Origin of the sequence: Natronospirillum operosum (assembly GCF_004768465.1) — a bacterium.
Lineage (GTDB): Bacteria > Pseudomonadota > Gammaproteobacteria > Pseudomonadales > Natronospirillaceae > Natronospirillum > Natronospirillum operosum.
Genome location: NZ_SRMF01000002.1, coordinates 380,280 through 401,772, shown reverse-complemented (window position 1 = coordinate 401,772; position 21,493 = coordinate 380,280). Strand labels below are relative to the sequence as shown.

At 61.0% G+C, this 21,493-nt stretch carries 15 protein-coding genes; 8 read left to right on the top strand and 7 right to left on the bottom strand.

Translation table 11 applies throughout. The features are described 5' to 3' along the window. Positions 1–68: 68 nt before the first annotated feature. The 3 genes from E4656_RS08275 to E4656_RS08265 all read right to left on the bottom strand — a co-directional run bounded on the left by E4656_RS08275 (position 69) and on the right by E4656_RS08265 (position 4,671). Complete coding sequence (locus tag E4656_RS08275) at positions 69–2,039, bottom strand: acetoacetate--CoA ligase (RefSeq protein ID WP_205849147.1); 1,971 nt, start codon at positions 2,037–2,039, stop codon at positions 69–71. A 97-nt stretch (positions 2,040–2,136) separates the two neighbouring features. Continuing rightward, complete coding sequence (locus E4656_RS08270) at positions 2,137–2,916, bottom strand: 3-hydroxybutyrate dehydrogenase (protein WP_240753938.1); 780 nt, start codon at positions 2,914–2,916, stop codon at positions 2,137–2,139. A gap of 333 nt (positions 2,917–3,249) precedes the next feature. Then, on the bottom strand, positions 3,250–4,671 hold the full coding sequence (locus E4656_RS08265; protein ID WP_240753937.1) for a sigma-54 interaction domain-containing protein: 1,422 nt from the start codon (positions 4,669–4,671) through the stop codon (positions 3,250–3,252). A gap of 416 nt (positions 4,672–5,087) precedes the next feature. Here E4656_RS08265 and carA point away from each other — a divergent pair, with 416 nt between their 5' ends. The 5 genes from carA to E4656_RS08240 all read left to right on the top strand — a co-directional run bounded on the left by carA (position 5,088) and on the right by E4656_RS08240 (position 11,679). After that, positions 5,088–6,218, top strand: coding sequence for a glutamine-hydrolyzing carbamoyl-phosphate synthase small subunit (carA, locus tag E4656_RS08260; protein ID WP_135482723.1), 1,131 nt, complete (start codon positions 5,088–5,090; stop codon positions 6,216–6,218). A 2-nt stretch (positions 6,219–6,220) separates the two neighbouring features. After that, a complete protein-coding gene (carB, locus tag E4656_RS08255; protein WP_135482722.1) occupies positions 6,221–9,442 on the top strand; it encodes a carbamoyl-phosphate synthase large subunit in 3,222 nt (1,073 codons plus the stop codon). Further along, on the top strand, positions 9,439–9,918 hold the full coding sequence (greA, locus tag E4656_RS08250) for a transcription elongation factor GreA (protein WP_135482721.1): 480 nt from the start codon (positions 9,439–9,441) through the stop codon (positions 9,916–9,918). Before carB ends, greA begins: the two co-directional genes overlap by 4 nt. After that, positions 9,918–10,301, top strand: a complete 384-nt coding sequence (locus E4656_RS08245) for a hypothetical protein (RefSeq protein ID WP_135482720.1) — start codon at positions 9,918–9,920, stop codon at positions 10,299–10,301. Before greA ends, E4656_RS08245 begins: the two co-directional genes overlap by 1 nt. A 136-nt stretch (positions 10,302–10,437) precedes the next feature. Beyond that, positions 10,438–11,679 (top strand): hypothetical protein, encoded by a 1,242-nt coding sequence (locus E4656_RS08240; RefSeq protein ID WP_135482719.1) that lies wholly within the window; start codon positions 10,438–10,440, stop codon positions 11,677–11,679. Between the two features lie 26 nt (positions 11,680–11,705). On the opposite strand, the gene E4656_RS08235 is transcribed toward E4656_RS08240, so the two are convergent. Continuing rightward, positions 11,706–12,740, bottom strand: coding sequence for a Gfo/Idh/MocA family oxidoreductase (locus E4656_RS08235; protein WP_135482718.1), 1,035 nt, complete (start codon positions 12,738–12,740; stop codon positions 11,706–11,708). Between the two features lie 247 nt (positions 12,741–12,987). Here E4656_RS08235 and E4656_RS08230 point away from each other — a divergent pair, with 247 nt between their 5' ends. Then, positions 12,988–14,280 (top strand): NCS2 family permease, encoded by a 1,293-nt coding sequence (locus E4656_RS08230; protein ID WP_135482717.1) that lies wholly within the window; start codon positions 12,988–12,990, stop codon positions 14,278–14,280. A gap of 48 nt (positions 14,281–14,328) precedes the next feature. Then, positions 14,329–14,886, top strand: a complete 558-nt coding sequence (locus E4656_RS08225) for an adenine phosphoribosyltransferase (RefSeq protein WP_135482716.1) — start codon at positions 14,329–14,331, stop codon at positions 14,884–14,886. Positions 14,887–14,931: 45 nt separating this feature from the next. Here E4656_RS08225 and E4656_RS08220 read toward each other — a convergent pair whose 3' ends face one another. The 3 genes from E4656_RS08220 to E4656_RS08210 all read right to left on the bottom strand — a co-directional run bounded on the left by E4656_RS08220 (position 14,932) and on the right by E4656_RS08210 (position 19,082). Next, complete coding sequence (locus E4656_RS08220) at positions 14,932–15,327, bottom strand: MAPEG family protein (protein WP_135482715.1); 396 nt, start codon at positions 15,325–15,327, stop codon at positions 14,932–14,934. Positions 15,328–15,389: 62 nt separating this feature from the next. Continuing rightward, positions 15,390–16,721, bottom strand: coding sequence for a deoxyguanosinetriphosphate triphosphohydrolase (locus E4656_RS08215; protein ID WP_135482714.1), 1,332 nt, complete (start codon positions 16,719–16,721; stop codon positions 15,390–15,392). 33 nt (positions 16,722–16,754) lie between these two features. Next, positions 16,755–19,082 carry a penicillin acylase family protein gene (locus tag E4656_RS08210; RefSeq protein ID WP_135482713.1) on the bottom strand — a complete coding sequence of 776 codons (2,328 nt, stop codon included), beginning with the start codon at positions 19,080–19,082 and terminating at the stop codon, positions 16,755–16,757. A gap of 146 nt (positions 19,083–19,228) precedes the next feature. Here E4656_RS08210 and parC point away from each other — a divergent pair, with 146 nt between their 5' ends. Continuing rightward, on the top strand, positions 19,229–21,475 hold the full coding sequence (parC, locus tag E4656_RS08205) for a DNA topoisomerase IV subunit A (protein WP_135482712.1): 2,247 nt from the start codon (positions 19,229–19,231) through the stop codon (positions 21,473–21,475). The last annotated feature ends 18 nt before the right edge of the window (positions 21,476–21,493 follow it).

Below are 21,493 nucleotides of genomic sequence, written 5' to 3'. Positions count from 1 at the left end.
AGGTGAGTCCGAACAATCAGCCACGTCTCGGATTTACCGTCTACTGTCGACTGTGCACTGTCTGCCGTTTACGTTTTCAATTCGGGCAAATCCCGGAACAGCTCCAGCGCTTCCGGGTTGGCCAGGGCGTCCCTGTTCTTGATGGTTTCGCCGAGCACCATCTTGCGCACCGCCAGTTCCACAATCTTGCCGCTGATGGTGCGTGGAATATCCGCCACCTGTATCACCCTGGCCGGCACATGGCGCGGTGTGGTATTGGCGCGGATGGTCTTGCGAATCTGATCGGTCAGCGCATCGTCCAGCGTCATGCCATCGCGCAGGCGCACAAACAGGATGACCCGCTCGGAATCCTCCCAGGGCTGACCAATGGCCAGGCTTTCGAGGACGGCTTCCACCTTTTCCACCTGACGGTAGATCTCCGCCGTGCCGATACGCACCCCGCCCGGGTTCAGCACCGCATCCGAGCGGCCGTGGATGATCACGCCGTCGCGCGGGGTGATTTCGCCATAGTCGCCATGGGCCCAGATATTGTCGAACTTCTCGAAATAGGCACCGCGATATTTTTCGTTCTCCGGATCATCCCAGAAATAGATCGGCATGGACGGGAAGGGGCGAGTACAGACCAGTTCGCCCTTTTCGCCGCGTACCGGATGTCCGTCGTCGTCAAAGATATCCACCGCCATGCCCAGGCCCCGACATTGCAGCTCGCCGCTGTATACCGGGCGAATGGGACAGCTCAGGGCAAAGCAGGAGACAATATCGGTACCGCCGGAGATCGAGCCCAGCAGCAGGTCCTGCTTGATCTCGCGGTAGACATAATCAAAGCTTTCCGGGGCCAGCGGTGAGCCGGTAGAGAGTACGGCGCGCAGGCGACGCACATCATGTGTGCTGCCAGGGCGAGCGCCGCCTTTTTCCAGTGCCGCTATATACTTGGCACTGGTACCGAAGACGCTGACACCTTCCTCTTCGGCCATGTCCCACAGGCTGTCCACCTTCGGTGCCATCGGCGAACCGTCATACAGCACCACGGTACAGCCCACCGCCAGCCCGCTGACCAGCCAGTTCCACATCATCCAGCCACAGGTGGTGTAGTAGAAGAGTACATCATCGCGATCCAGGTCGGCGTGCAGCATGTGCTCCTTGAGATGCTGGATCAGCGTGCCGCCGCCACTGTGCACAATGCACTTGGGTACACCCGTGGTGCCCGAGCTGTACATGATGTAGAGCGGGTGGTCGAAAGGCAGAGGCTCGAATTCGATCTCGCGCGCGTCATTGTCGGTGAATTCCGGCCAGAGGACAGCCTGGGGCAGGCCGGTCAGGTCTGGCCGGCGGTTCTGATAGGGCACCACCAGAATCCGTTCAATGCCGGGAATCTCCTGCGCAATCTCACGGACCCGCTGCAGGCAGTCGAGCTGCTTGCCGTTGTAGCGATAGCCATCGGCGGTAATCAGAATACGGGGTCTGACCTGTCCGAAGCGATCGACCACGCCCTGAATACCGAAGTCGGGTGAGCAGGAGCTCCAGATGGCGCCAATGGAGGCCGAAGCCAGCATGGCGATCACGGTCTCTGCCATGTTCGGCATGAAACCGGAGACCCGGTCGCCGGAGACAATGCCGTGGGTGCGCAGGGCATGGGCCAGGCGGGCCACTTCGGTGTAGAGCTCGGCGTAGGTCAGAGTCAGACCGTGGCCTTCTTCATCACGGAACACCAGTGCCGGACGTTCGTCCCGGTAGCGTAGCAGATTCTCGGCAAAGTTCAGGCGGGCTTCGGGAAACCAGCGGGCGCCCGGCATCCGGTCGCCATCGATCAGTACGGTGTCTCCTTTCTGCGCTGTCTGAATGCCGGCATAGTCCCAGAAACAGCTCCAGAATGACTCGCTGTGCCTGACACTCCATGCGTAGAGGTCATCGTAGGTGGTCAGGCTGAGCCCGTGCGTCTGGTTCATGGCCTGCATGAAGTTGGTCATGCGGCTCTGGGCGATGCGGTCGGCACTGGGCGTCCACAAAGGTTCGTTCGACAGGTGTGGGGCAGTTGACATCGGCTCCCTCCCGGAAAGTCTTCAGTCATAGGGTAACGTAAAAAAGGCCTGCCCGAGCACAACCCCGGTGCAGGCAGAACGGTCGCAGCTGTAAGGATTACTGTGCAGTGTACCCGCCGTCGAGGACCACGGCCTGGCCGGTGACGCCGCGGGCCTTGTTGCTGGCGAGAAACAGGCAATAGTCCGCGACTTCTTCCGGATCCAGCAGGCGGCGCTGGGGCACCAGCGGATAGATCACGTCTTCCAGCACGCTTTCCAGCTCGACGCCGCGCGTGTTGGCCAGATCCTGCAACTGATTGCGCACCAGCGGGGTGTCCACATAGCCGGGGCACAGGGCGTTGACATTGATGCCGTAGGAGGCGCCTTCCAGCGCCGCGACCTTGGTCAGGCCGATCACGCCGTGCTTGGCCGAGTTGTAGCCCGCCTTGCCGGCAAAACCGACCAGGCCATTGATCGACGCCATGTTGATGATGCGACCGCTGCGCTGCTCTTTCATCACCGGAAACACATACTTGGTGGCGAGAAAGGGTGCAGTCAGCATGATGTCCAGCAGCAGCCGAAAGCGGTCTGCGGGGAAGTCTTCGATGGCGGCCACGTGCTGCATGCCAGCGTTGTTGATCAGCACATCCAGACCGTTGAAACGATCCAGCACCTGATCGATGGCATCCTTGAACGCAGCCTCGTCGGTCACGTCGCAGGCCAGTCCCATGCAGTCATTGCCGTTGGCGTCCAGTGCTGCCATGGCCTGGTCCAGAGCTTCCGGTTTCTTGTCGACAATGGCGACTCGGGCCCCTTCATTGAGAAAGCCGCGGGCGATGGCCAGGCCAATGCCGCTGCCGCCGCCCGTGATCAATACACTCTTGCCTTTCATGGACATGAGCAGACCCCTTTTATTGTTGGATTAGGGTGATGTTGAAAGCGGGTGGATCACCCGTTCTGCGTAAGTTCGGAAAGACCAAAGCAATAAGGATGCCAGTCCATTTTTATTCAATAGAAACAATGGGTTGCCTGAAGTTTTTGGGCTGCTTTCGGAGTTTGTGACCAGTGCAGGCCTGGTGCGAACAGACTGTTCCGGATTTCCGGACGCATTGAGCCAGAGGGCGGGATAACGACAGTCCGGATTTCTGGACGCATTCCGAATTTTCGGATTCCCTGGTATCAGAGGCGTCAGGGGTGTCTGTCAGGGTGTGAGTATCTGGCGTGGTGCTGTTCAGAGGTCATGACGAGCCAGTTTTTCATACAGTGTTGACTTGGAGATACCCAGATAACGCGCCGTCTGTTGTCGATTGTTGCCGCAGGTCTGGAGGGCCCGGCGCAGAATGTTGTATTCGGCCTGGCGCAACTGGTCGCGCAGGCTGGATGAGCCCTCATCGGCGGCTGCGCCGGCGGTGCCGACAATGCTTTCGGGCAGGGCCTCGAGGCCGATTTTTCTGCCCTGGCCCAGATGAAAGGTGGCTTCCAGCACATTGTGCAACTCGCGGATATTGCCGGGCCAGTCATGGTTCATCAGTCGGGTCAGTGCATCTGCTGTCAGCTTGGGCGCGCGGCGGCCGGTGCGCCGTGACAGCTGCTGCAGATAGTGCTCTACCAGAGCCGGGATGTCCTCGCGGCGCTCGCGCAGCGGGGGCAGCGTCAGCGCCACGACATGAATGCGATAATAGAGGTCCTGCCGGAACCGGCCGGCTGCAACCAGTTCTTCCAGAGGCTGGTGAGTGGCGGCGACCAGGCGGATGTCGACCGGCACCAGGCGGGTGGCGCCAACGGCTTCGACCTGGCGGTCCTGCAGTACACGCAGCAGTTTGGCCTGCATGGCCAGCGGCATGTCCCCGATTTCATCCAGAAACAGGGTGCCACCATGCGCGAGCTGGAATTTGCCCGGCTTGCCACCCTTGCGGGCACCGGTAAAGGCGCCGCCTTCATAGCCGAACAGCTCGGCTTCCAGCAGGTTCTCCGGAATGGCAGCACAGTTGACCTTGATAAAGGGGGCGTCGGCGCGATCCGACAACTGGTGCAGGGCGTGCGCGTACAGCTCCTTGCCGGTGCCGGATTCGCCCCGTATCAGCACGGACACGTCGCTGGCGGCCACGCGCTTGACGCGTTCATTGAGGGTCTGGACGGCTGGGCTGCGACCGATGATGTCGGTCAGATGGAAGCGGGCCCCGCTGCCTTCGCCTTCGCGACCGGGCTCCTGCTGGGTATCCTGATAGTCGCGTTCGGCGATCAGGGCCCGAATCTGGCTGTTGATCTGTTTCCACTCGTGGGTGTCGTGGAAAAAGACTGTCCCTACGGCACCCCGGACTGCGCCGTCAACCACTATGGGGTAGCGGTTGGCGATCATTTTGTTGCCCTTGATTTCCTGCAGTTGGATGCGTTCAGCCTGGCCGCTCTGCACAGTGATATGCATGCGTGTGTTCTGAATGACCTCGGTGACCGGCTGGCCGATAATGTCGCGTCGGCGCACACCAAGAAAACGGGCATAGGGACGATTCATGAACTGGATGCAGGCCTGGTCGTCCACAATGACGACCCATTCTTCGATGGCATCCAGCGCCGCGACCAGACTGTCGACTTCCGGCAGTAGCCAGCCCCTTGCAGAGCCTGTTGATTGTGGCGGACGGGTATCCTGAGTCACCTGAAGTTGCCTGTGCACTGAACCTGACTGCAGAGACTATAGGGAATACTGGGGGATACTGCCAGACAAGCCCGGAAACCGTGGACAAACCGGGCCATTTCTCTTAAAATTCAGGCGATTTGTCTGCGGGCTTTGCAGCCTTTCGGCAGGCCCGATTCTACCGCATCGGCCCGGCCCGGAGTCACGCGGGCGTTGCAAGTTGTCAGCGAGGTGAACGCAGGTTCATCTCGCTTTTTTACGACCTGTTGGGCGGTGATGGTGAAAAATAGCAGCAAATTACGTTGATTTTAACGAAGATGCGAGCAACCAACAGGCATCTTCTCGCCCTGGGATGGTCCGCCGCGACGTCGCAGCAGCGAAGGCGCGGGGCAATCCAGGCCGTTTAGAGATACATATTCAAGGGTGAGGAACAGACATTGATGACACCAGCGATTCTTGCGCTTGCCGATGGCAGCATCTTTCGCGGCACCGCTATCGGCGCCGACGGAGCCACCACAGGCGAGGTGGTCTTCAATACGGCCATGACCGGCTACCAGGAAATTCTGACAGACCCTTCCTATGCCCAGCAGATCGTCACCCTGACCTATCCGCACATCGGCAACACCGGTGTGAATGCGGAAGATGAGGAATGTGACCAACTGTGGGCCAAGGGGCTCATCATCCGCGACCTGCCGTTGCTGGTCAGCAACTTTCGCAGCGAAGAGAACCTGCAGGATTACCTGCGGCGCCACAATACTGTTGCCATAGCCGACATTGATACCCGGCGCCTGACGCGGGTGCTGCGTGAAAAGGGCAGCCAGAACGGCTGCATCATGACCGGTGCCGAGGCCAGCGAGGCCGATGCCATTGTCCAGGCTCAGGCTGCGCCGTCACTGAAGGGCATGGATCTGGCGCGCGAGGTGTCGACATCGGACAGCTATCAGTGGCGCAGTGGGGTCTGGGCGCTGGGCGAGGGGCATCCGACACTGGAAGAGGCCAGCCTGCCGTATCATGTGGTGGCCTGGGACTACGGCGTCAAGCGCAACATTCTGCGCATGCTGGTCAGCCGCGGCTGCCGGGTCACCGTGGTGCCGGCACAGACGCCGGCCAGTGATGTGCTGGCCATGCAGCCGGACGGCATCTTCCTGTCCAATGGACCGGGCGACCCCGAGCCGTGCGACTACGCCATCACGGCCATTCGTGAAGTCCTGAAATCGGACATTCCGGTGTTTGGTATCTGTCTGGGGCACCAGTTGCTGGCCCTGGCCGCCGGGGCGCGCACCGAGAAAATGAAGTTCGGCCACCATGGTGCCAACCACCCGGTGCAGGACCTGGAGTCCGGTCGCGTGATGATTACCAGCCAGAATCATGGTTTCGCCGTCGCCGAAGACAGCCTGCCGGACAATGTCGTGCCCACTCACCGCTCGCTGTTTGATCAGTCGCTGCAGGGTATACGTCTGACGGACCGTGCAGCATTCAGTTTCCAGGGTCACCCGGAGGCCAGCCCGGGGCCGCAGGATGTCGCCCCCCTGTTTGATCGTTTCATTGCCCTGATGGAGGCCAAGTAAGCATGCCGAAGAGAACCGACATTCAAAGTATTCTGCTGATCGGTGCCGGCCCCATTGTGATTGGCCAGGCCTGCGAGTTCGACTATTCCGGCGCGCAGGCCTGCAAGGCGCTGCAGGAAGAGGGTTTCCGGGTCATTCTGGTCAACTCCAACCCAGCCACCATCATGACCGACCCGGTCATGGCCGATGCGACCTATATCGAGCCGATCATCTGGGAAGAAGTCGCCAGGATCATTGAAAAGGAGCGCCCGGACGCCATTCTGCCGACCATGGGCGGGCAGACCGCGTTGAACTGCGCGCTCGATCTGGAGCGTCACGGCGTGCTGGAGAAATACGGCGTCACCATGATCGGCGCCAATGCCGACACCATCGACAAGGCCGAAGACCGCTACCGGTTCGATCAGGCCATGAAAGCCATCGGTCTGGAGACCCCGGTTTCCGGCATTGCGCACAGCATGGATGAGGCCTGGGACATTCAGTCCGATATCGGATTCCCCTGCATCATCCGTCCTTCCTTCACCATGGGTGGCTCCGGCGGCGGCATTGCCTACAACAAGGATGAGTTTGCGGAAATCTGTGAACGCGGGCTGGATCTGTCACCGACCAACGAGTTGCTGATCGACGAGTCTTTGATCGGCTGGAAAGAGTATGAGATGGAGGTGGTGCGTGACAAGGCGGACAACTGCATCATCATCTGCTCCATCGAAAACCTGGACGCCATGGGCGTGCACACGGGGGATTCCACCACGGTGGCCCCGGCGCAGACGCTGACCGACAAGGAATACCAGATCATGCGCAACGCCTCGCTGGCGGTGCTGCGCGAGATCGGCGTCGAAACCGGCGGTTCCAATGTGCAGTTTGCCATCGACCCGGACACCGGGCGCATGGTGGTGATCGAGATGAATCCCCGGGTCAGCCGGTCGTCGGCGCTGGCTTCCAAGGCCACCGGTTTTCCGATCGCCAAGGTGGCGGCCAAGCTGGCCGTGGGGTATACGCTGGATGAGCTGCAGAACGAGATTACCGGCGGCCGCACGCCGGCGTCTTTCGAGCCCAGCATCGACTATGTGGTCACCAAGGTGCCGCGCTTTGCCTTCGAGAAGTTTCCGCAGGCCAATGATCGCCTGACCACCCAGATGAAGTCGGTGGGTGAGGTCATGGCCATCGGCCGCAATTTCCAGGAGTCGTTTCAAAAGGCGCTGCGCGGCCTGGAAGTCGGCGTCGCCGGACTGGATCCCAAACAGGATCTGAACGAATCCGACGCACAGGAAAAGATCATCCGTGAACTCAAGCAGCCCGGCCCGGACCGCTTGTGGTATCTGGGCGATGCCTTCCGCAGCGGCATGACAGTAGACGAAGTGCATCAGCATAGCCATATCGACCCCTGGTTTCTGGTGCAGATTGAAGATCTGGTGCGTACGGAAGAGCAGATCAGCCGCACGACGCTGACCGCCCTGGATGAGGTCACACTGCGCCAGTACAAGCGCAAGGGCTTTTCGGATGAGCGCCTGGCCGCACTGCTGGGTCTGAAGGAAAAGGAAGTCCGGGAAAAACGGCATCAAATGGGTATCCGTCCGGTCTACAAGCGGGTTGATACCTGTGCCGCCGAGTTCGCCACCAGCACGGCCTACATGTACTCCAGCTATGACGAGGAGTGCGAAGCCGACCCGACCGAGCGCCAGAAGATCATGGTCATTGGCGGCGGCCCCAATCGCATTGGTCAGGGCATCGAATTCGACTACTGCTGTGTGCATGCGGCTCTGGCAATGCGTGACGAAGGCTATGAGACCATCATGGTCAACTGCAACCCGGAAACCGTATCGACCGATTACGACACCTCGGACCGCCTCTATTTCGAGCCGGTAACGCTGGAAGATGTACTGGAGATTGTCGACCTGGAGAAGCCGGTCGGGGTGATCGTGCAGTATGGCGGTCAGACACCGCTGAAACTGGCGCGGGCTCTCGAGGCCGCCGGCGTGCCCATTATCGGCACACCTCCGGACGCCATCGACCGGGCCGAAGACCGTGAGCGCTTCCAGCACATGGTGCAGAAACTGGGCATTCAGCAGCCGGACAATGCCACAGCGCGCAGCGTGGAGGATGCCATCATCAAGGCTCAGGCGCTGGGATACCCGCTGGTGGTGCGCCCGAGTTATGTGCTGGGTGGACGCGCCATGGAAATTGTCTATGATGAAACAGAGTTGCTGCGCTACATGCGCGATGCGGTCAAGGTGTCCAATGATTCACCGGTGCTGCTGGACCACTTCCTCGACAGCGCCATAGAGGTGGATGTGGACGCCGTCAGTGATGGCAAGACCGTGGTGATCGGCGCCATCATGCAGCACATTGAACAGGCTGGCGTGCATTCCGGTGACTCTGCCTGCTCACTGCCGCCGTTCTCGCTGCCTGCCGATGTGCAGGACGAGATCCGCAGTCAGGTCAGTGCCATGGCACTGGAGCTGGGCGTGGTCGGGCTGATGAATGTGCAGATGGCCTGGCAGGACAATGAGCTGTACGTGATTGAAGTGAACCCGCGGGCTTCGCGTACGGTGCCCTTTGTATCCAAGGCCATCGGCCGTTCCCTGGCCGACGTCGCGGCCCGGGTCATGGCGGGCAAGTCGCTGGCCGAGGTGAACTTCACGCAGGAGCACAAACCGCAGTTCTACTCCGTCAAGGAGAGTGTGCTGCCATTCAACAAGTTCCCTGGCGTGGACCCGATCCTGACGCCGGAAATGAAGTCGACCGGTGAGGTCATGGGCATTGGCGATACCTTTGCCGAGGCCTTCGGCAAGGCCGCGCTGGCCACCGGTGCGCGCATCCCGCAGTCGGGCTCGGTGATCATCAGCGTCAAGGATCGTGACAAGCCCAAGGCCGTGGACCTGGCACGCAGGCTGGTCTCGGCCGGTTTCCGGGTGCTTGCCACCAGCGGTACCTACAAGGTGTTGCAGGAGGCGGGTATCGAGTCCATGGTAGTGAACAAGGTCAAGGAAGGGCGGCCGCACATGGTCGACATGATCAAGAATGACGAGGTGCAGTTCATCATGAATTCCACCGAGGGTCGGCAGGCTATCGCCGACAGCGCCACCATTCGGCGCAGTGCTCTGCAGCACAAGGTGTATTACACCACCACCCTGGAAGGCGCCATGGCCTCGGTGGAAGCACTGGAAAACACGGCCGAGTCGACCGTGCGGCAGTTGCAGTCATTGCACACAGGAGCAGTCAAATGACCACACGTTACCCCATGACAGTTGAGGGTGAGCAGAAGCTGCAGGAAGAGCTCAAGCATCTGAAGTCCGAAGCTCGTCCCAAGGTGATCGAAGCCATTGCTGAAGCGCGTGAACACGGCGATCTGAAAGAAAACGCCGAATACCATGCAGCGCGCGAGCAGCAGGGCTTTATTGAAGGGCGCATTCAGGAGTTGGAGGCCAAGCTCAGTGGTGCTCAGGTCATCGATGTGAAGGCCCTGCCGCAGACCGGCAAGGTTGTCTTCGGCGTGACCGTGACCCTGATCAACCTGGACACCGATGACGAGGTGCGGTACCGCATCGTCGGCGAAGACGAGGCGGATGTGAAGGCGGGCAGAATTTCCGTCACTTCACCCATTGCCCGTGCTCTGATCGGCAAGGAAGAGGGTGAAGTCGTGCAGGTCAAGACACCTGGCGGCGAGGTCGAATACGAGATCGAAAAGGTTGAGCATCTCTGATGTACAGCCCCATGCGCAACCTGGGTGCCAACCTCCTCTTTGTGTTCTCGGTCGGCGGTGTCTGGGCGGTGGGGTATCTGGTGTCGCCCTACCTGCAGGACCAGTTGCCGCCGCAGGACATCATCGTGCTGCGCAAGAGCATGATGATGCTCGCCGTGCTGGGCTTTTTCATGGCCACCCTGGCCCGGGCGCACGAACTGCAGTGGAATTTTATCCGCGATGTGCAGAGCCAACTGGGCATCGGTGCCGTGGTTACCGGCCTTGTTTTCATTATTATTCCCGCCGCTGATGCTGCCGCCTCGTCGGTACTGTACGGCATCAACAGCCTGATCTGTGTGGCCTGGGTAGCCTGGATGAACTGGGTGACACCGGAAGAACACTGATCAGCGTTTGAACCCGTTCACATTTTGGTTGTTATGACCTGCCTGAAAGCATTTCAAGGCTCGTCGGTGTGCGGTTGTCACTGTAGAATGCCGGTCTCTGATTCAGGGAACATGTCCAAGACACAAGGAATTCATTATGAGACTTCGCACCTTCGCACTGCTTTCTGTGGCTCTGTTCTTTTCGCTGGGCTGCGCCTCGGTAACACCTTCTTCTGCTGACCAGCAGCATGGCTTTGCCGGGCCGGACAGCGAAACCCTGACCCTCGACGAAACCCGGGTCGGTGAATTGGGTCGCAGCGCCCCCGTCAATCCGCGTGATGGCGCCCCTTATCGTGTTTATCAGATTGATCTGGACGGCGGGGATCTGATCGCCCTGAATGTATCCAGTTCCGATTTCTACCCGGGCATCAGCCTCTATGCGCCGGACGGCTCCTTTCTGGCCCATGAGTCGGCCTACGATGACTGGGGCTGGGGTGGCGATGAAGCCACGGTAACCCGCAGAATAGTCACCAGCGGTCGCTACGTGCTGGTGGTATCCGCCTCGGAGTCGGGCAATACAGGCACTTTTGAACTGAGTGCCGAGCGTCTGCAGGAAGCCGGAGATCTGGATGTTCCGGGCCAGGTGTCAGGCTTTCTGGCTCGGGGTGACGGCAGCCGGCACCCCAATACCGGTGCTGCGGTGCAGGTGTTTCCGTTTGAACTCAGCCAATCTGAATGGCTGGACATGCGGCTGGAATCGAATGATTTCGATGCCTACCTGACCCTGGTCGAGGCCGGCACCGAAGCAGTAGTCGCCGAGAATGACGACTGGGGCGGCAGCACCGACTCACGAATTCTCGCCGAGCTGGACGCCGGTGCCTATGAACTCTGGGTGACCGGCTTCCACAGTGAATCAAGTGGTCGCTTCACGCTGCGCGTGGAAGAAACCTCGGTCAGTCGGCCAGACCCGCTGTCCGGATCCGGCACCGTGACTGGCATGCTGAGTGAAGACCGCATGCCGATCGGCGGGTTTGGTGTAACCGGCAACCCGCACACACTGAGCGTCGATGAGCCTGTGGTGATTGATCTGAGTATGCACTCCTATCAGGTTGATCCCTACCTGTATGTGCTGGACGAGAACGATCAGTTGGTTGGCGAGGACGACGACTCAGCCGGCAGTCTGGATGCACGTCTGGTCATGCCGCTGGAGCCGGGTGAGTACACCATCTGGGCATCCTCGTTCTATGAGTCTGATCGTGGTGACTATGAACTCGTGATTGACCTCTATGACCCGTCGGATTTCGACGGTGACTTCATCGGCGACTACATCATGGGTGATTCAACCAGTGGCGGTTACGGCACCTCTGGCTCATCAGGCTGCGGTTGCGGTGGCTGGTAACCGGCAAAAGCAGCAACTGACCTGATTCAGCCGGTCCAGGGCAGACGCTGTCCGCCCTGGGCTGACTGCTCGAGCAAAACCAGCAGTTTTATCAGGTCCCTGGCTTCGTCTCCCGCTACCGGGCCCGGCAGTCCCTGCACAATACTGTCGACCAGGGCCTGATAGAAGCGCCGGTAATCTCCCGCCGGCACAGTCCGGTGTTCAGCCCGCCCGTCGGCATCAAACTGTGTCGCCTGTTGCAGGCCGTTGTCTGCAATCTGCAGTCGGTCTGGCATGGCGCCATCCCGCAGTGCGGCCTCCTGCGGGTCCAGCCCCCAGCACTGCCAGCTCCCGCGCTCAAAGCGCGCATTGAAACGCCGCATGTCGCCAGCCTCGAAGGGGGTGGAACCTGCCGTGACCTGAATATCTCCATAGTCCAGCCAGACCTCGAACCAGTCCGGAGTCTGGCTGCCGGGCCGGAGCGCGCGAATATCTGCCTGCACTGTTTTGGGGCGGCCAAGCAGAACCAGAACCTGATCCAGCAGGTGCGGACCCAGATCCCAGAAGATGCCGGTGCCAATGCCGGGCTGCTCGCGCCAGCGGTCTCTGACCGCAGGCCGGAAACGGTCGAAGCGGGTATCCAGATGGCGCAGCGGACCCAGCTCGGCACTGTCCACCAGTCGCCGCAGGGTAAGAAAATCCCCGTCATAGCGGCGGTTCTGATAGACGCTGAACTGCAGTCCGCGTGCGTCCGCCAGGGCCAGCAAAGCCTCCATTTCATCCACCCGGGTGACCGAGGGTTTCTCCAGCAGTACATGCTTGCCGGCTTGCAGCGCCTGCTCGGACAGCGGGAAATGCAGTTCATTGGGGGCGGTAATGACGATCAGGTCAATGTCCTGGCGTTCCATCAGGCTGGCGGCGTTGTCGACCACATCAACCTCGGGCGCCACCGCCTGCACTGCTTCGGTCTGGCGGCTCTGCACTGCCCGCAGATCCAGTTGGTCATGGCTGCGGATAAAGGGAGTGTGAAACACCTGCCCCGACAACCCGAAACCGATCAGTCCGACACCCAGTTTGCTCATATTGTGGCTCCATGACCCGGTATTGCAGTTGATGCGGTCCATTTAACGGGGTCGGCACTGAGCAGGCAAGTATCAAACTGTAATGGACCGGTTCTTGCTAAAGTCTTGTTGGCTGCAGGGGTGGTTGGAATTCGGTGCCCGCACCAGAAGGGATGCACCAAAACTTTCCATTTCTTTACCTAGCATATAAACTGCGCCAACCAATGGTGCACGCACAGTCCCAATGAGCAACAAGAGAGCAAAAACTATGTTGGAACGCTTGTTCAAGATCAAGGAAATGGGCTCCAGCGTCCGGACCGAGGTGATCGCGGGTATCACCACCTTCCTGACTATGGCCTACATCATCTTCGTGAACCCGGATATCCTGTCCGCCACGGGCATGGATCGGGATTCGATCTTTGTAGCCACCTGTCTGGCAGCTGCTGTCGGCTGTCTGATCATGGGCCTGTGGGCCAACTATCCAATCGCCCAGGCGCCCGGCATGGGACTGAATGCCTTCTTCACCTATGGTGTTGTACTGGGCATGGGGCATACGTGGGAAGTGGCACTGGGTGCTGTCTTCCTGTCCGGTGTACTGTTCCTGCTGCTGAGCATCTTCAAGGTGCGTGAGTGGATCATCAACGCCATTCCGCTGTCCGTGCGTTACGGTATCGCGGCCGGTATCGGCTTCTTCCTGGCGCTGATTGCGCTGCAGAATGCCGGTATCGTGGTGGGCTATGATGCCACCCTGATCACCCTGGGTGACCTGACGCAGCCGGCCGCCATCTATGCCTTCCTGGGCTTCTTCGTGATCTCCGCGCTGGCCTATCTGAAGGTCACCGGTGCGGTCATGATCGGGGTGCTCGGGGTGACTGTCGTGGCCATGATTTTCGGCCACAACGAGTTTGGGGGCGTGATTTCCATGCCGCCGTCCATTGAACCGACCCTGTTCAAGCTGGATATTGTCGGCGCCCTGGATGTGGCGTTGATCAGTGTCATTTTTGCCTTCCTGTTTGTGGATCTGTTCGACACCTCCGGTACCCTGATCGGCGTTGCCGAGCGGGGCAAGCTGTTGGACAAGGACGGCAATCTGCCGCGTATCAACCGCGCCATGATAGCTGACTCCGGTGCCTCCATCGCCGGTTCACTGTTCGGTACCTCAACCACCACCAGCTATATCGAGAGTGCCGCTGGCATCTCGGCGGGCGGCAAGACCGGTCTGACTGCGGTCGTCGTTGCGGCCCTGTTCCTGATTGCACTGTTCTTTGCGCCGCTGGCCGGTTCCGTGCCTGCCTATGCAACGGCCGGGGCTCTGCTCTATGTGGCTGTACTGATGTCCGGTGCGCTGGCCAAGGCCAACTGGGACGACGTGACGGAAGCCGCGCCGGTGCTGATCGCCGCTCTGGCCATGCCGTTCACCTACTCCATTGCCGACGGTATTGCACTGGCCTTTATCAGCTATGCAGTCATCAAGACGCTGTCAGGTCGCTGGAAAGAAGTCAGCCCGATGGTGTACATTCTGGCGCTGGTATTCATTCTGAAATTCATTTTCCTCGACTGAGACTGATGTTGGCACCGCCCGTGCGGGCGGTGCCTGCCGAGCCAATCTATGACACAAGCCTCTACTCCCTACAGTGATTACATCAAGGGTGTAATCAGAACTGTTCGTGACTGGCCACAGGCCGGTATCAACTTCCGCGATATCACCCCTCTGATGCAGAACCGCGCGGCCTTCCGCAAACTGATTGATGCCTTTGTGCATCAGTACCAGGAGCAGGAAATCGACGCCATCGCCGCGATTGACGCCCGTGGTTTCATTATCGGAGCGCCGCTGGCCTATGAGCTCAATACCAGCTTCGTGCCGGTGCGCAAGAAGGGCAAGCTGCCGTTCAAGACCCTGAGCGAAACCTACAAGCTGGAATACGGTGAGGCCACTGTGGAGCTGCACGCCGACGCCTTTCAGGCCGGTGAGCGCATTCTGGTGGTGGATGATCTGATTGCCACCGGTGGCACCATGCTGGCGGCGGCAAAACTGATCAAGCGGGTGGGTGGCGAAGTGGTCGAGTGCGCTACCATTATCGATCTGCCGGACCTGGGAGGCAGTGACGCCATTCAGGCTGCGGGCTTCAAGATATTCAGTGTCTGCAGTTTCTCGGAAACCGAATAGACCCTCGCAACAGCAGGGCTGCACTGTGGCAGCCCTTGCCTCATGTCAGAACTTGAACGCAACCCCGACCCAGAGCGCTATCAAGGCCAGGTTGCTGAGCTGAAACACCAGCATGCGATGAATGACATTGTTGTAGGTCAGGTGGATGGCGGCATGCAGTATGCGGAAAATCACATAGATCCAGCCCAGCGGCGCCACCCAGGCGGCCTCGATCGGATGCAGCAGATAGATCAGTGCCACCACATAGAACAGCACCGGCATCTCGAACAGGTTGGAATAATGGCGCGTGGCCTGCTGCAGGTAGCGCGGTGCATCACCGCTGACCAGACGAAAATACCCCATCGATACCTCGCCGCAGCTGACCGCCCGGTAGCGCATGATGAATCCGAAGATCAGTAACAGGAAGGTGAAAGCCACCATGGCCAGCAGGGGAGAAAGCATGCAATCGGCTCCAGCTTGTTTTGGCGCAGCATAGCATGGAAACCACTATCCGCAACGGACCGCTAGCGGGACATTGGTGTGACACCACCAATCTGACGCGCCAGGTAGCTGGCATACTGGTCAGTCTGCTGGGTCACGAAATCCAGCGTGCGCAGATAGATGGTATAGAGCGACCAGTCCGGCTGCGGAGCTTCATCGCGCATCAGGTCCAGTACGCGCTGGGTGCGGTAACTGAGGTTGTGGCCCTGTTGCCGGTACAGTTCATGGCCGGCAGACAGAAAGGCGTGCAGCAAGGTGCTCAGCGTGGCATAGGCCCCTATTTCTATTTCCGTTTTGTGACTGTCCATGAACACCTTGCGGCGGGCCAGAGCCTTGGCGCTGTGAATGCCCTCGCGAATATGAACCGGGCAGTGTGACAGCAGGTCGCCCGTCAGGTCGCCATTCAGTATGACCTCGCGCTGTTGCAGGAATACATCCACCACGGCATCGATCACCGCCTGCATGGCCTTGCCGCGCAAAGCGGCCAGCTTGCGCAGTGGCGATACCTCGTCCTCGGCGCCCAGCGCCAGTTCGGCCTGCGGGTTGATCTGCAGCAGGATGTCGCGCACCTCTTCAAAAGTCAGGATGCGCAGGTCGACTGCGTCTTCCAGGTCAATGATGGCATAGCAGGTGTCATCAGCGGCTTCCATCAGGTAGGACAGCGGGTGACGGCACCAGCGCTGTTCATCCCGCTGGCACAGACCCAGGCTGGTGGCAATTTCCTGCAGCATGGGGGCTTCCTGCTGGAAACAGGCAAATTTGCCACTGTCACCGCCATGGCGCACAGTCCACGGGTACTTGAGCATGGTGGCCAGGGTCGGATAGGTCAGCCGCAGGCCGCCGCGAAACAGATGGTATTCGATCTGAGTGACCAGACGGAAGCCCTGGGCATTGCCTTCCCAGCCGGTAAGATCAGCCCGTTCATCCTGCGTCAGCCCTTCCAGCAGCGCCGCATTGGCGGGTTGCTTGAACCAGTCCTGAATGGCGAATTCGCCGGCATGGCCGAAGGGCGGGTTGCCAATGTCATGGGCCAGGCAGGCCGCCTGCACGATCACACCCAGGTCGTCGGGCTGTATCCAGGGCGGCAGGTCCTGATGAATGCGTTCGCCCACCTTGAGGCCCAGCGAGCGGCCCACGCTGCCGACTTCGACACTGTGGATCAGGCGCGTATGCACATGGTCGTTCAGAGCCAGCGGGTGTACCTGAGTCTTGCCCGACAGGCGGCGGAAGGCACTGGAGAAGACAATGCGGTCATAGTCCTTGTGAAAGTGGCTGCGCCCCAGCTCATGCGGTTCCAGCGCCGAGTGGCCGTGGCGCTCCGTGTTCAGCAACTGATGCCAGTTCATGGCGGTCATGTGGCGTTCCTCATGGTCCGGTACGGCCTCGTTTCAACGCTGGGGGAACAGCGACATCTGGTATTCGGCCGGCCCCGGCAGGAAAGGCGTCGGCGCCGCTTCCAGCCAGTCGGCATGGCCGTTGCGGTAGTAGGGGCTGATCGGGTGGCCGCTCTGGCTGCCGGCCATATGGAACAGGCCGTGCTGTTCATGGCCCGGCGCCACTACCATGCGCAGGGTAACACCAAAGTCGTTGTGTTGCCGTCTTGGCATGTGATGGTCTCCGGGCAGGCCGTCAGCCGGCAGGTTCAGCACGGGATCCAGAGCAGGCAGCCAGTGGCTCAGCGGATGCGCCAGGCGGCCGGTGTTCTGCGCCGCCCAGGCCTGCGGGCCGAGCTCGGTGCGGGTCTGTTCCAGCGCCTGGTGCAGGGCCGCCTCCCACAGCTCATCCCAGCTGGCGTAGGCGGGATTCAGGTGATGCGGGTCGGCGGCGCTGACCAGGGCCCAGGCCGGATACTCCGCCTGCTGGGCAACATGGGCCACCTGAAAGCGGTCGCTCTGCGCGGCCACATGCTGATAGATCGGCCCCAGAGCCCGCTCCATGACCGCCTGTCGATAGGCTCGTACCAGCGGGTAGGCCAGGCTGTCAGGCTCGGCCATCAGCAGTTGGCTGCGGCTCAACTCGTTGTCGAGTGCGGATGGCAGCTCGATGTCCGTTTGTTCCAGTACGCCGAGCATCTGTGTACGCCAGCGCTCAAGCAGCAGGGCACGATGATCCAGCTGCAAATCGCGCAGGGCAGCTTCATCCACGCTGGACAGGTTGTGCAGCCCCGCTCTGAGCTGCTGCGCGCGCGCGCCCCGCGCAAAGCCGCCATCCAGTGCCGGCTCCAGAGTGGCCAGAGGTTTCTGGTTGGCAGACCAGAGACGGTGCTGATCGAGCACCTGCGGGCGCTCGCTGCTGCCGCTCAGGGGGCCGCTGTCCTCGAGTTCGGCGCCGTCTCGCAACGAGGTCATGGCGGCGCCCTGGAAGTCGGGCAGGGCACCACCCAGAGTCCAGGCTATGTCTCCGGCCTGATCAGCCAGCAGCAGGTTCTGCGGTGCCACCAGGTTGGCTGCAATGGCCAGCCCCTCGCTCAGGCTTGCTGCCTGTTCCATGTCCAGCAGGCTCAGGTCCAGCGTATCCGTGGACAGGGCTGACCAGCGCAGCGCCAGCCAGTGGCCCCCATCGTCCTGCCCCACCACCGGCCCCCAGCGGGTCTGCCGAATGGTCATGGCCTGCGGTGAGGAGCCGCGTATGGCGATGCGCTCGGTGCTTTCCTGAAAAGGTTCCCAGCCATCCGGCGTGCGATAGGTGTCGCCCCGCACTTCCAGCCGGATGAACTCGCCGCTGCGCACGAACGCATTGGACCAGGCCCAGGCCAGTTGCTGGTTGGAGCCGCTGATCATGGCGGGAAAGCCGGGTCGGGTGACTCCGGTCACCCAGCGGCCGCCCTGTGGCAGTTGCCAGCGGGCGCGATACCAGGCATTGGGCAGAGTCAGGCGCTCATGCTGGTCCTGAGCCAGGATGGCCCGGCCATCCGGATTGAGGGTGCCGCTGGTGGCAAGCAGGTTGCCACCGGCAACCGTGCTGTCGGGAACGGGTTGACCGGGTGTGCCCTCAGGCAGCCACTCGGCCAGCGGCTGCTCGGGCAGCGGCGGTGCCAGGGCGGTGGGCAGGCCGCTCAGCGGGGCATCCCAGTCGCCGCCGGCAGGGCGCATGAAGGTGGCCCAGTCCGGCGGCAGATGCTGCTCCAGAGCCACCAGGCTAAGGTCACGCCAGAGGGTGTCTTCCTGCTGCTCCAGAAAGCGGGCCAGCAGCACCAGTACCGAGTCCTCGGGCTGCCACGGTGCCGGTGAACTCTGCAGCAGCAGGTACTCGAAGGGCGGTTGGGTCAGACCCTGCAGCCCCTGATTGACACCCCGGGTATAAGATTCGATGATGCTGCGCTGCCGGACACTGGCTTCGGCCAGCATGCGCCGGGCCAGCGGACGCAACTGATAGGTGCGGCGCAGTCTGTCCTGGGTCAGATGATCGGCCCCCAGCAAGGCGGACAGCTCACCGGCCGGCAGGCGGCGGCTCAGGTCCATCTGGAAGAAGCGCTCCTGCGCATGCAGATAGCCCAGGCCAAAGGCAATATCTTCCCGGTGCGTGCCGTTCAGGGTAGGCACACCCTGCTCGTCGCGTGCGATGTCCACCTTGGCGCGCAGACCGGGTACAATATGATTGCCTTCCATGACTGGCAGGCTGCCGTGCAGGTAATAGAACAGCGTCATGGCCCCGGTGGAGGCCACGATCAGCAGGATCAGAACAAGGTAGCGCACTACGCGCAACGCGCGGGACATAGACAACCTGTCGGGTTCCGGTGAATTTCCGCCGCCGTGCACGAATCAGTGCCTGCGGTCTGGCGACGATTGTAGCGGAAACCGGGCCCGGACGGGCAGGCATCGGAACCGATGAGTTTCAAGAAAAAGTCAATGGACAGTCAATTATGAGCAATACCGTGCTGGATCAGGACGGCGTCGAACGCATTTCGCTGGCCCGCTTTACCGAAAAGGCCTATCTCGACTACTCCATGTACGTCATTCTGGACCGGGCCCTGCCGCATATCGGTGACGGTCTGAAGCCGGTACAGCGGCGCATTATTTATGCGATGAGTGAACTGGGGCTCAAGAACACGTCCAAATACAAGAAGTCGGCACGTACCGTGGGTGATGTGCTGGGTAAATACCACCCCCATGGTGACAGCGCCTGCTATGAAGCCATGGTGCTGATGGCCCAGCCCTTCTCCTATCGCTATCCGCTGGTCGATGGTCAGGGCAACTGGGGCTCACCGGATGATCCCAAGTCATTCGCGGCCATGCGTTATACCGAATCCAGGCTGGCTCGCTTTGCCGAAACGCTGCTCAGTGAGCTGGGGCAGGGCACGGTCGACTGGGTGCCCAACTTCGACGGCACCATGAACGAACCGGAACTGTTGCCGTCACGGCTGCCGCATGTGCTGCTCAACGGCACCACCGGTATCGCCGTGGGCATGGCTACGGATGTGCCGCCACACAATCTGCGCGAGGTGGTCTCCGCCTGCGTGCACCTGCTTGATCAGCCCGAGGCCACCGTGCAGGACCTGCTGCTGCATATCAAGGGCCCGGACTATCCGACCGGGGCCGAGATCATCACCCCGCGTGCCGAGATCGAGAAGCTGTACGAGACCGGCCGCGGTTCGCTGCGCAAGCGCGCCATCTACGAGGTGGAACAGGGTGACATCGTGGTCACCGAACTGCCCTTCCAGGCTTCGCCGAGCAAGGTGCTGGCGCAGATCGCTCAACAGATGCAGGCCAAGAAACTGCCCATGGTGACGGACCTGCGCGATGAATCCGACCACGAGAACCCGACCCGGCTGGTGATTACGCCGCGCTCCAATCGTGTCGATGTGGACGCGCTGATGCAGCACCTGTTTGCCACCACTGATCTCGAAAAGTCGTACCGGGTCAACCTGAACATGATCGGCCTTGATGGCCGACCCGGCGTGCGCGACCTGCGTCAGATCCTGAGCGAATGGCTGACCTTCCGCCGCGAGACCGTGCGCCGCCGCCTGCAGCACCGGCTGGACAAGGTCAATGACCGGCTGCATCTTCTGGATGGCCTGCTGGTGGCCTACCTCAATATCGACGAGGTCATCGCCATCATCCGCGAGGAGGAGCACCCGAAGGCAGAGCTGATCGCGCGCTTCGGGCTGACCGACGTGCAGGCCGAGGCCATCCTGGAACTGCGGCTGCGCCATCTGGCGCGCCTGGAAGAGATGAAGATTCGCGGCGAGCAGGAAGAACTGCAGGCCGAGCGTGAGCGTCTGGAGAAAACCCTGAAGTCGGATGCCCGCATGCGCAATCTGATCAAGAAGGAACTGCTGGCGGACGCGGAGTCCTTCGGTGACGAACGGCGCAGCCCGCTGGTGGTGCGGCGCGAAGCCAGTGCCTTCAGTGAAACCGATCTGATGCCCAATGAACCGGTGACCGTCGTGCTGTCGGAAAAGGGTTGGGTGCGCTCGGGCAAGGGGCATGAACTGGACCCGACAACCCTGAATTACAAATCCGGCGACAGCTTTGCCTTTGCCGCGCGCGGGCGCTCGAACCAGATGTCGGTACTGCTGGATCATACCGGCCGGGCCTATTCACTGCCGACGCATACACTGCCCAGTGCGCGCGGGCAGGGAGAGCCGGCCAGCGGTCGTCTGACGCTGCCACCGAGCTGCGCCTTCCGTGGCCTGCTGCTGGATGACAATGACAGTCACTACCTGCTGGGCAGCACGGCCGGTTATGGCTTCCTGACTCGCTATGACAGCCTGGTGGGCAAGAATCGCAACGGCAAGGCGGTCCTGACGCTGCCCAAGGGGGCGGATGTGCTGCCGCCGCGCCGGGTAACCGATGTGGCCCATGCCCAACTGGCGCTGGTCAGCAACGAGGGCAGGCTGCTTCTGTTCCCGGTCAAGGACCTGCCCGAACTGGGCAAGGGCAAGGGCAACAAGATGATCAACATACCGACTTCACGGGCCGCCACCGGCGAGGAATTTGTGGTGGATTGGGCCGTGGTGGCGCCCGAGCAGGTGCTGGTGCTGGCATCCGGCAAGCGGACACTGACCCTCAAGGGCGCTGATCTGGCCCAGTACCTCGGCGAACGTGGTCGGCGGGGCAACAAGCTGCCGCGCGGGTTCCAGAAAGTTGATCAGTTGCGGGTAGAGTAGGCTAGACTGGAAACAGAC

What these genes read in the sequence shown, in the direction of transcription:
- greA (WP_135482721.1), top strand. Translation starts at nt 9,439, where the DNA reads ATGACCACACGTTACCCCATGACAGTTGAGGGTGAGCAGAAGCTGCAG.
- E4656_RS08215 (WP_135482714.1), bottom strand. Translation starts at nt 16,721, where the DNA reads ATGACCGCCATGAACTGGCATCAGTTGCTGAACACGGAGCGCCACGGC.
- E4656_RS08245 (WP_135482720.1), top strand. Translation starts at nt 9,918, where the DNA reads ATGTACAGCCCCATGCGCAACCTGGGTGCCAACCTCCTCTTTGTGTTC.
- E4656_RS08275 (WP_205849147.1), bottom strand. Translation starts at nt 2,039, where the DNA reads ATGTCAACTGCCCCACACCTGTCGAACGAACCTTTGTGGACGCCCAGT.
- E4656_RS08210 (WP_135482713.1), bottom strand. Translation starts at nt 19,082, where the DNA reads ATGTCCCGCGCGTTGCGCGTAGTGCGCTACCTTGTTCTGATCCTGCTG.
- E4656_RS08220 (WP_135482715.1), bottom strand. Translation starts at nt 15,327, where the DNA reads ATGCTTTCTCCCCTGCTGGCCATGGTGGCTTTCACCTTCCTGTTACTG.
- carB (WP_135482722.1), top strand. Translation starts at nt 6,221, where the DNA reads ATGCCGAAGAGAACCGACATTCAAAGTATTCTGCTGATCGGTGCCGGC.
- E4656_RS08225 (WP_135482716.1), top strand. Translation starts at nt 14,329, where the DNA reads ATGACACAAGCCTCTACTCCCTACAGTGATTACATCAAGGGTGTAATC.
- E4656_RS08230 (WP_135482717.1), top strand. Translation starts at nt 12,988, where the DNA reads ATGTTGGAACGCTTGTTCAAGATCAAGGAAATGGGCTCCAGCGTCCGG.
- parC (WP_135482712.1), top strand. Translation starts at nt 19,229, where the DNA reads ATGAGCAATACCGTGCTGGATCAGGACGGCGTCGAACGCATTTCGCTG.
- E4656_RS08240 (WP_135482719.1), top strand. Translation starts at nt 10,438, where the DNA reads ATGAGACTTCGCACCTTCGCACTGCTTTCTGTGGCTCTGTTCTTTTCG.
- E4656_RS08235 (WP_135482718.1), bottom strand. Translation starts at nt 12,740, where the DNA reads ATGAGCAAACTGGGTGTCGGACTGATCGGTTTCGGGTTGTCGGGGCAG.
- E4656_RS08270 (WP_240753938.1), bottom strand. Translation starts at nt 2,916, where the DNA reads ATGTCCATGAAAGGCAAGAGTGTATTGATCACGGGCGGCGGCAGCGGC.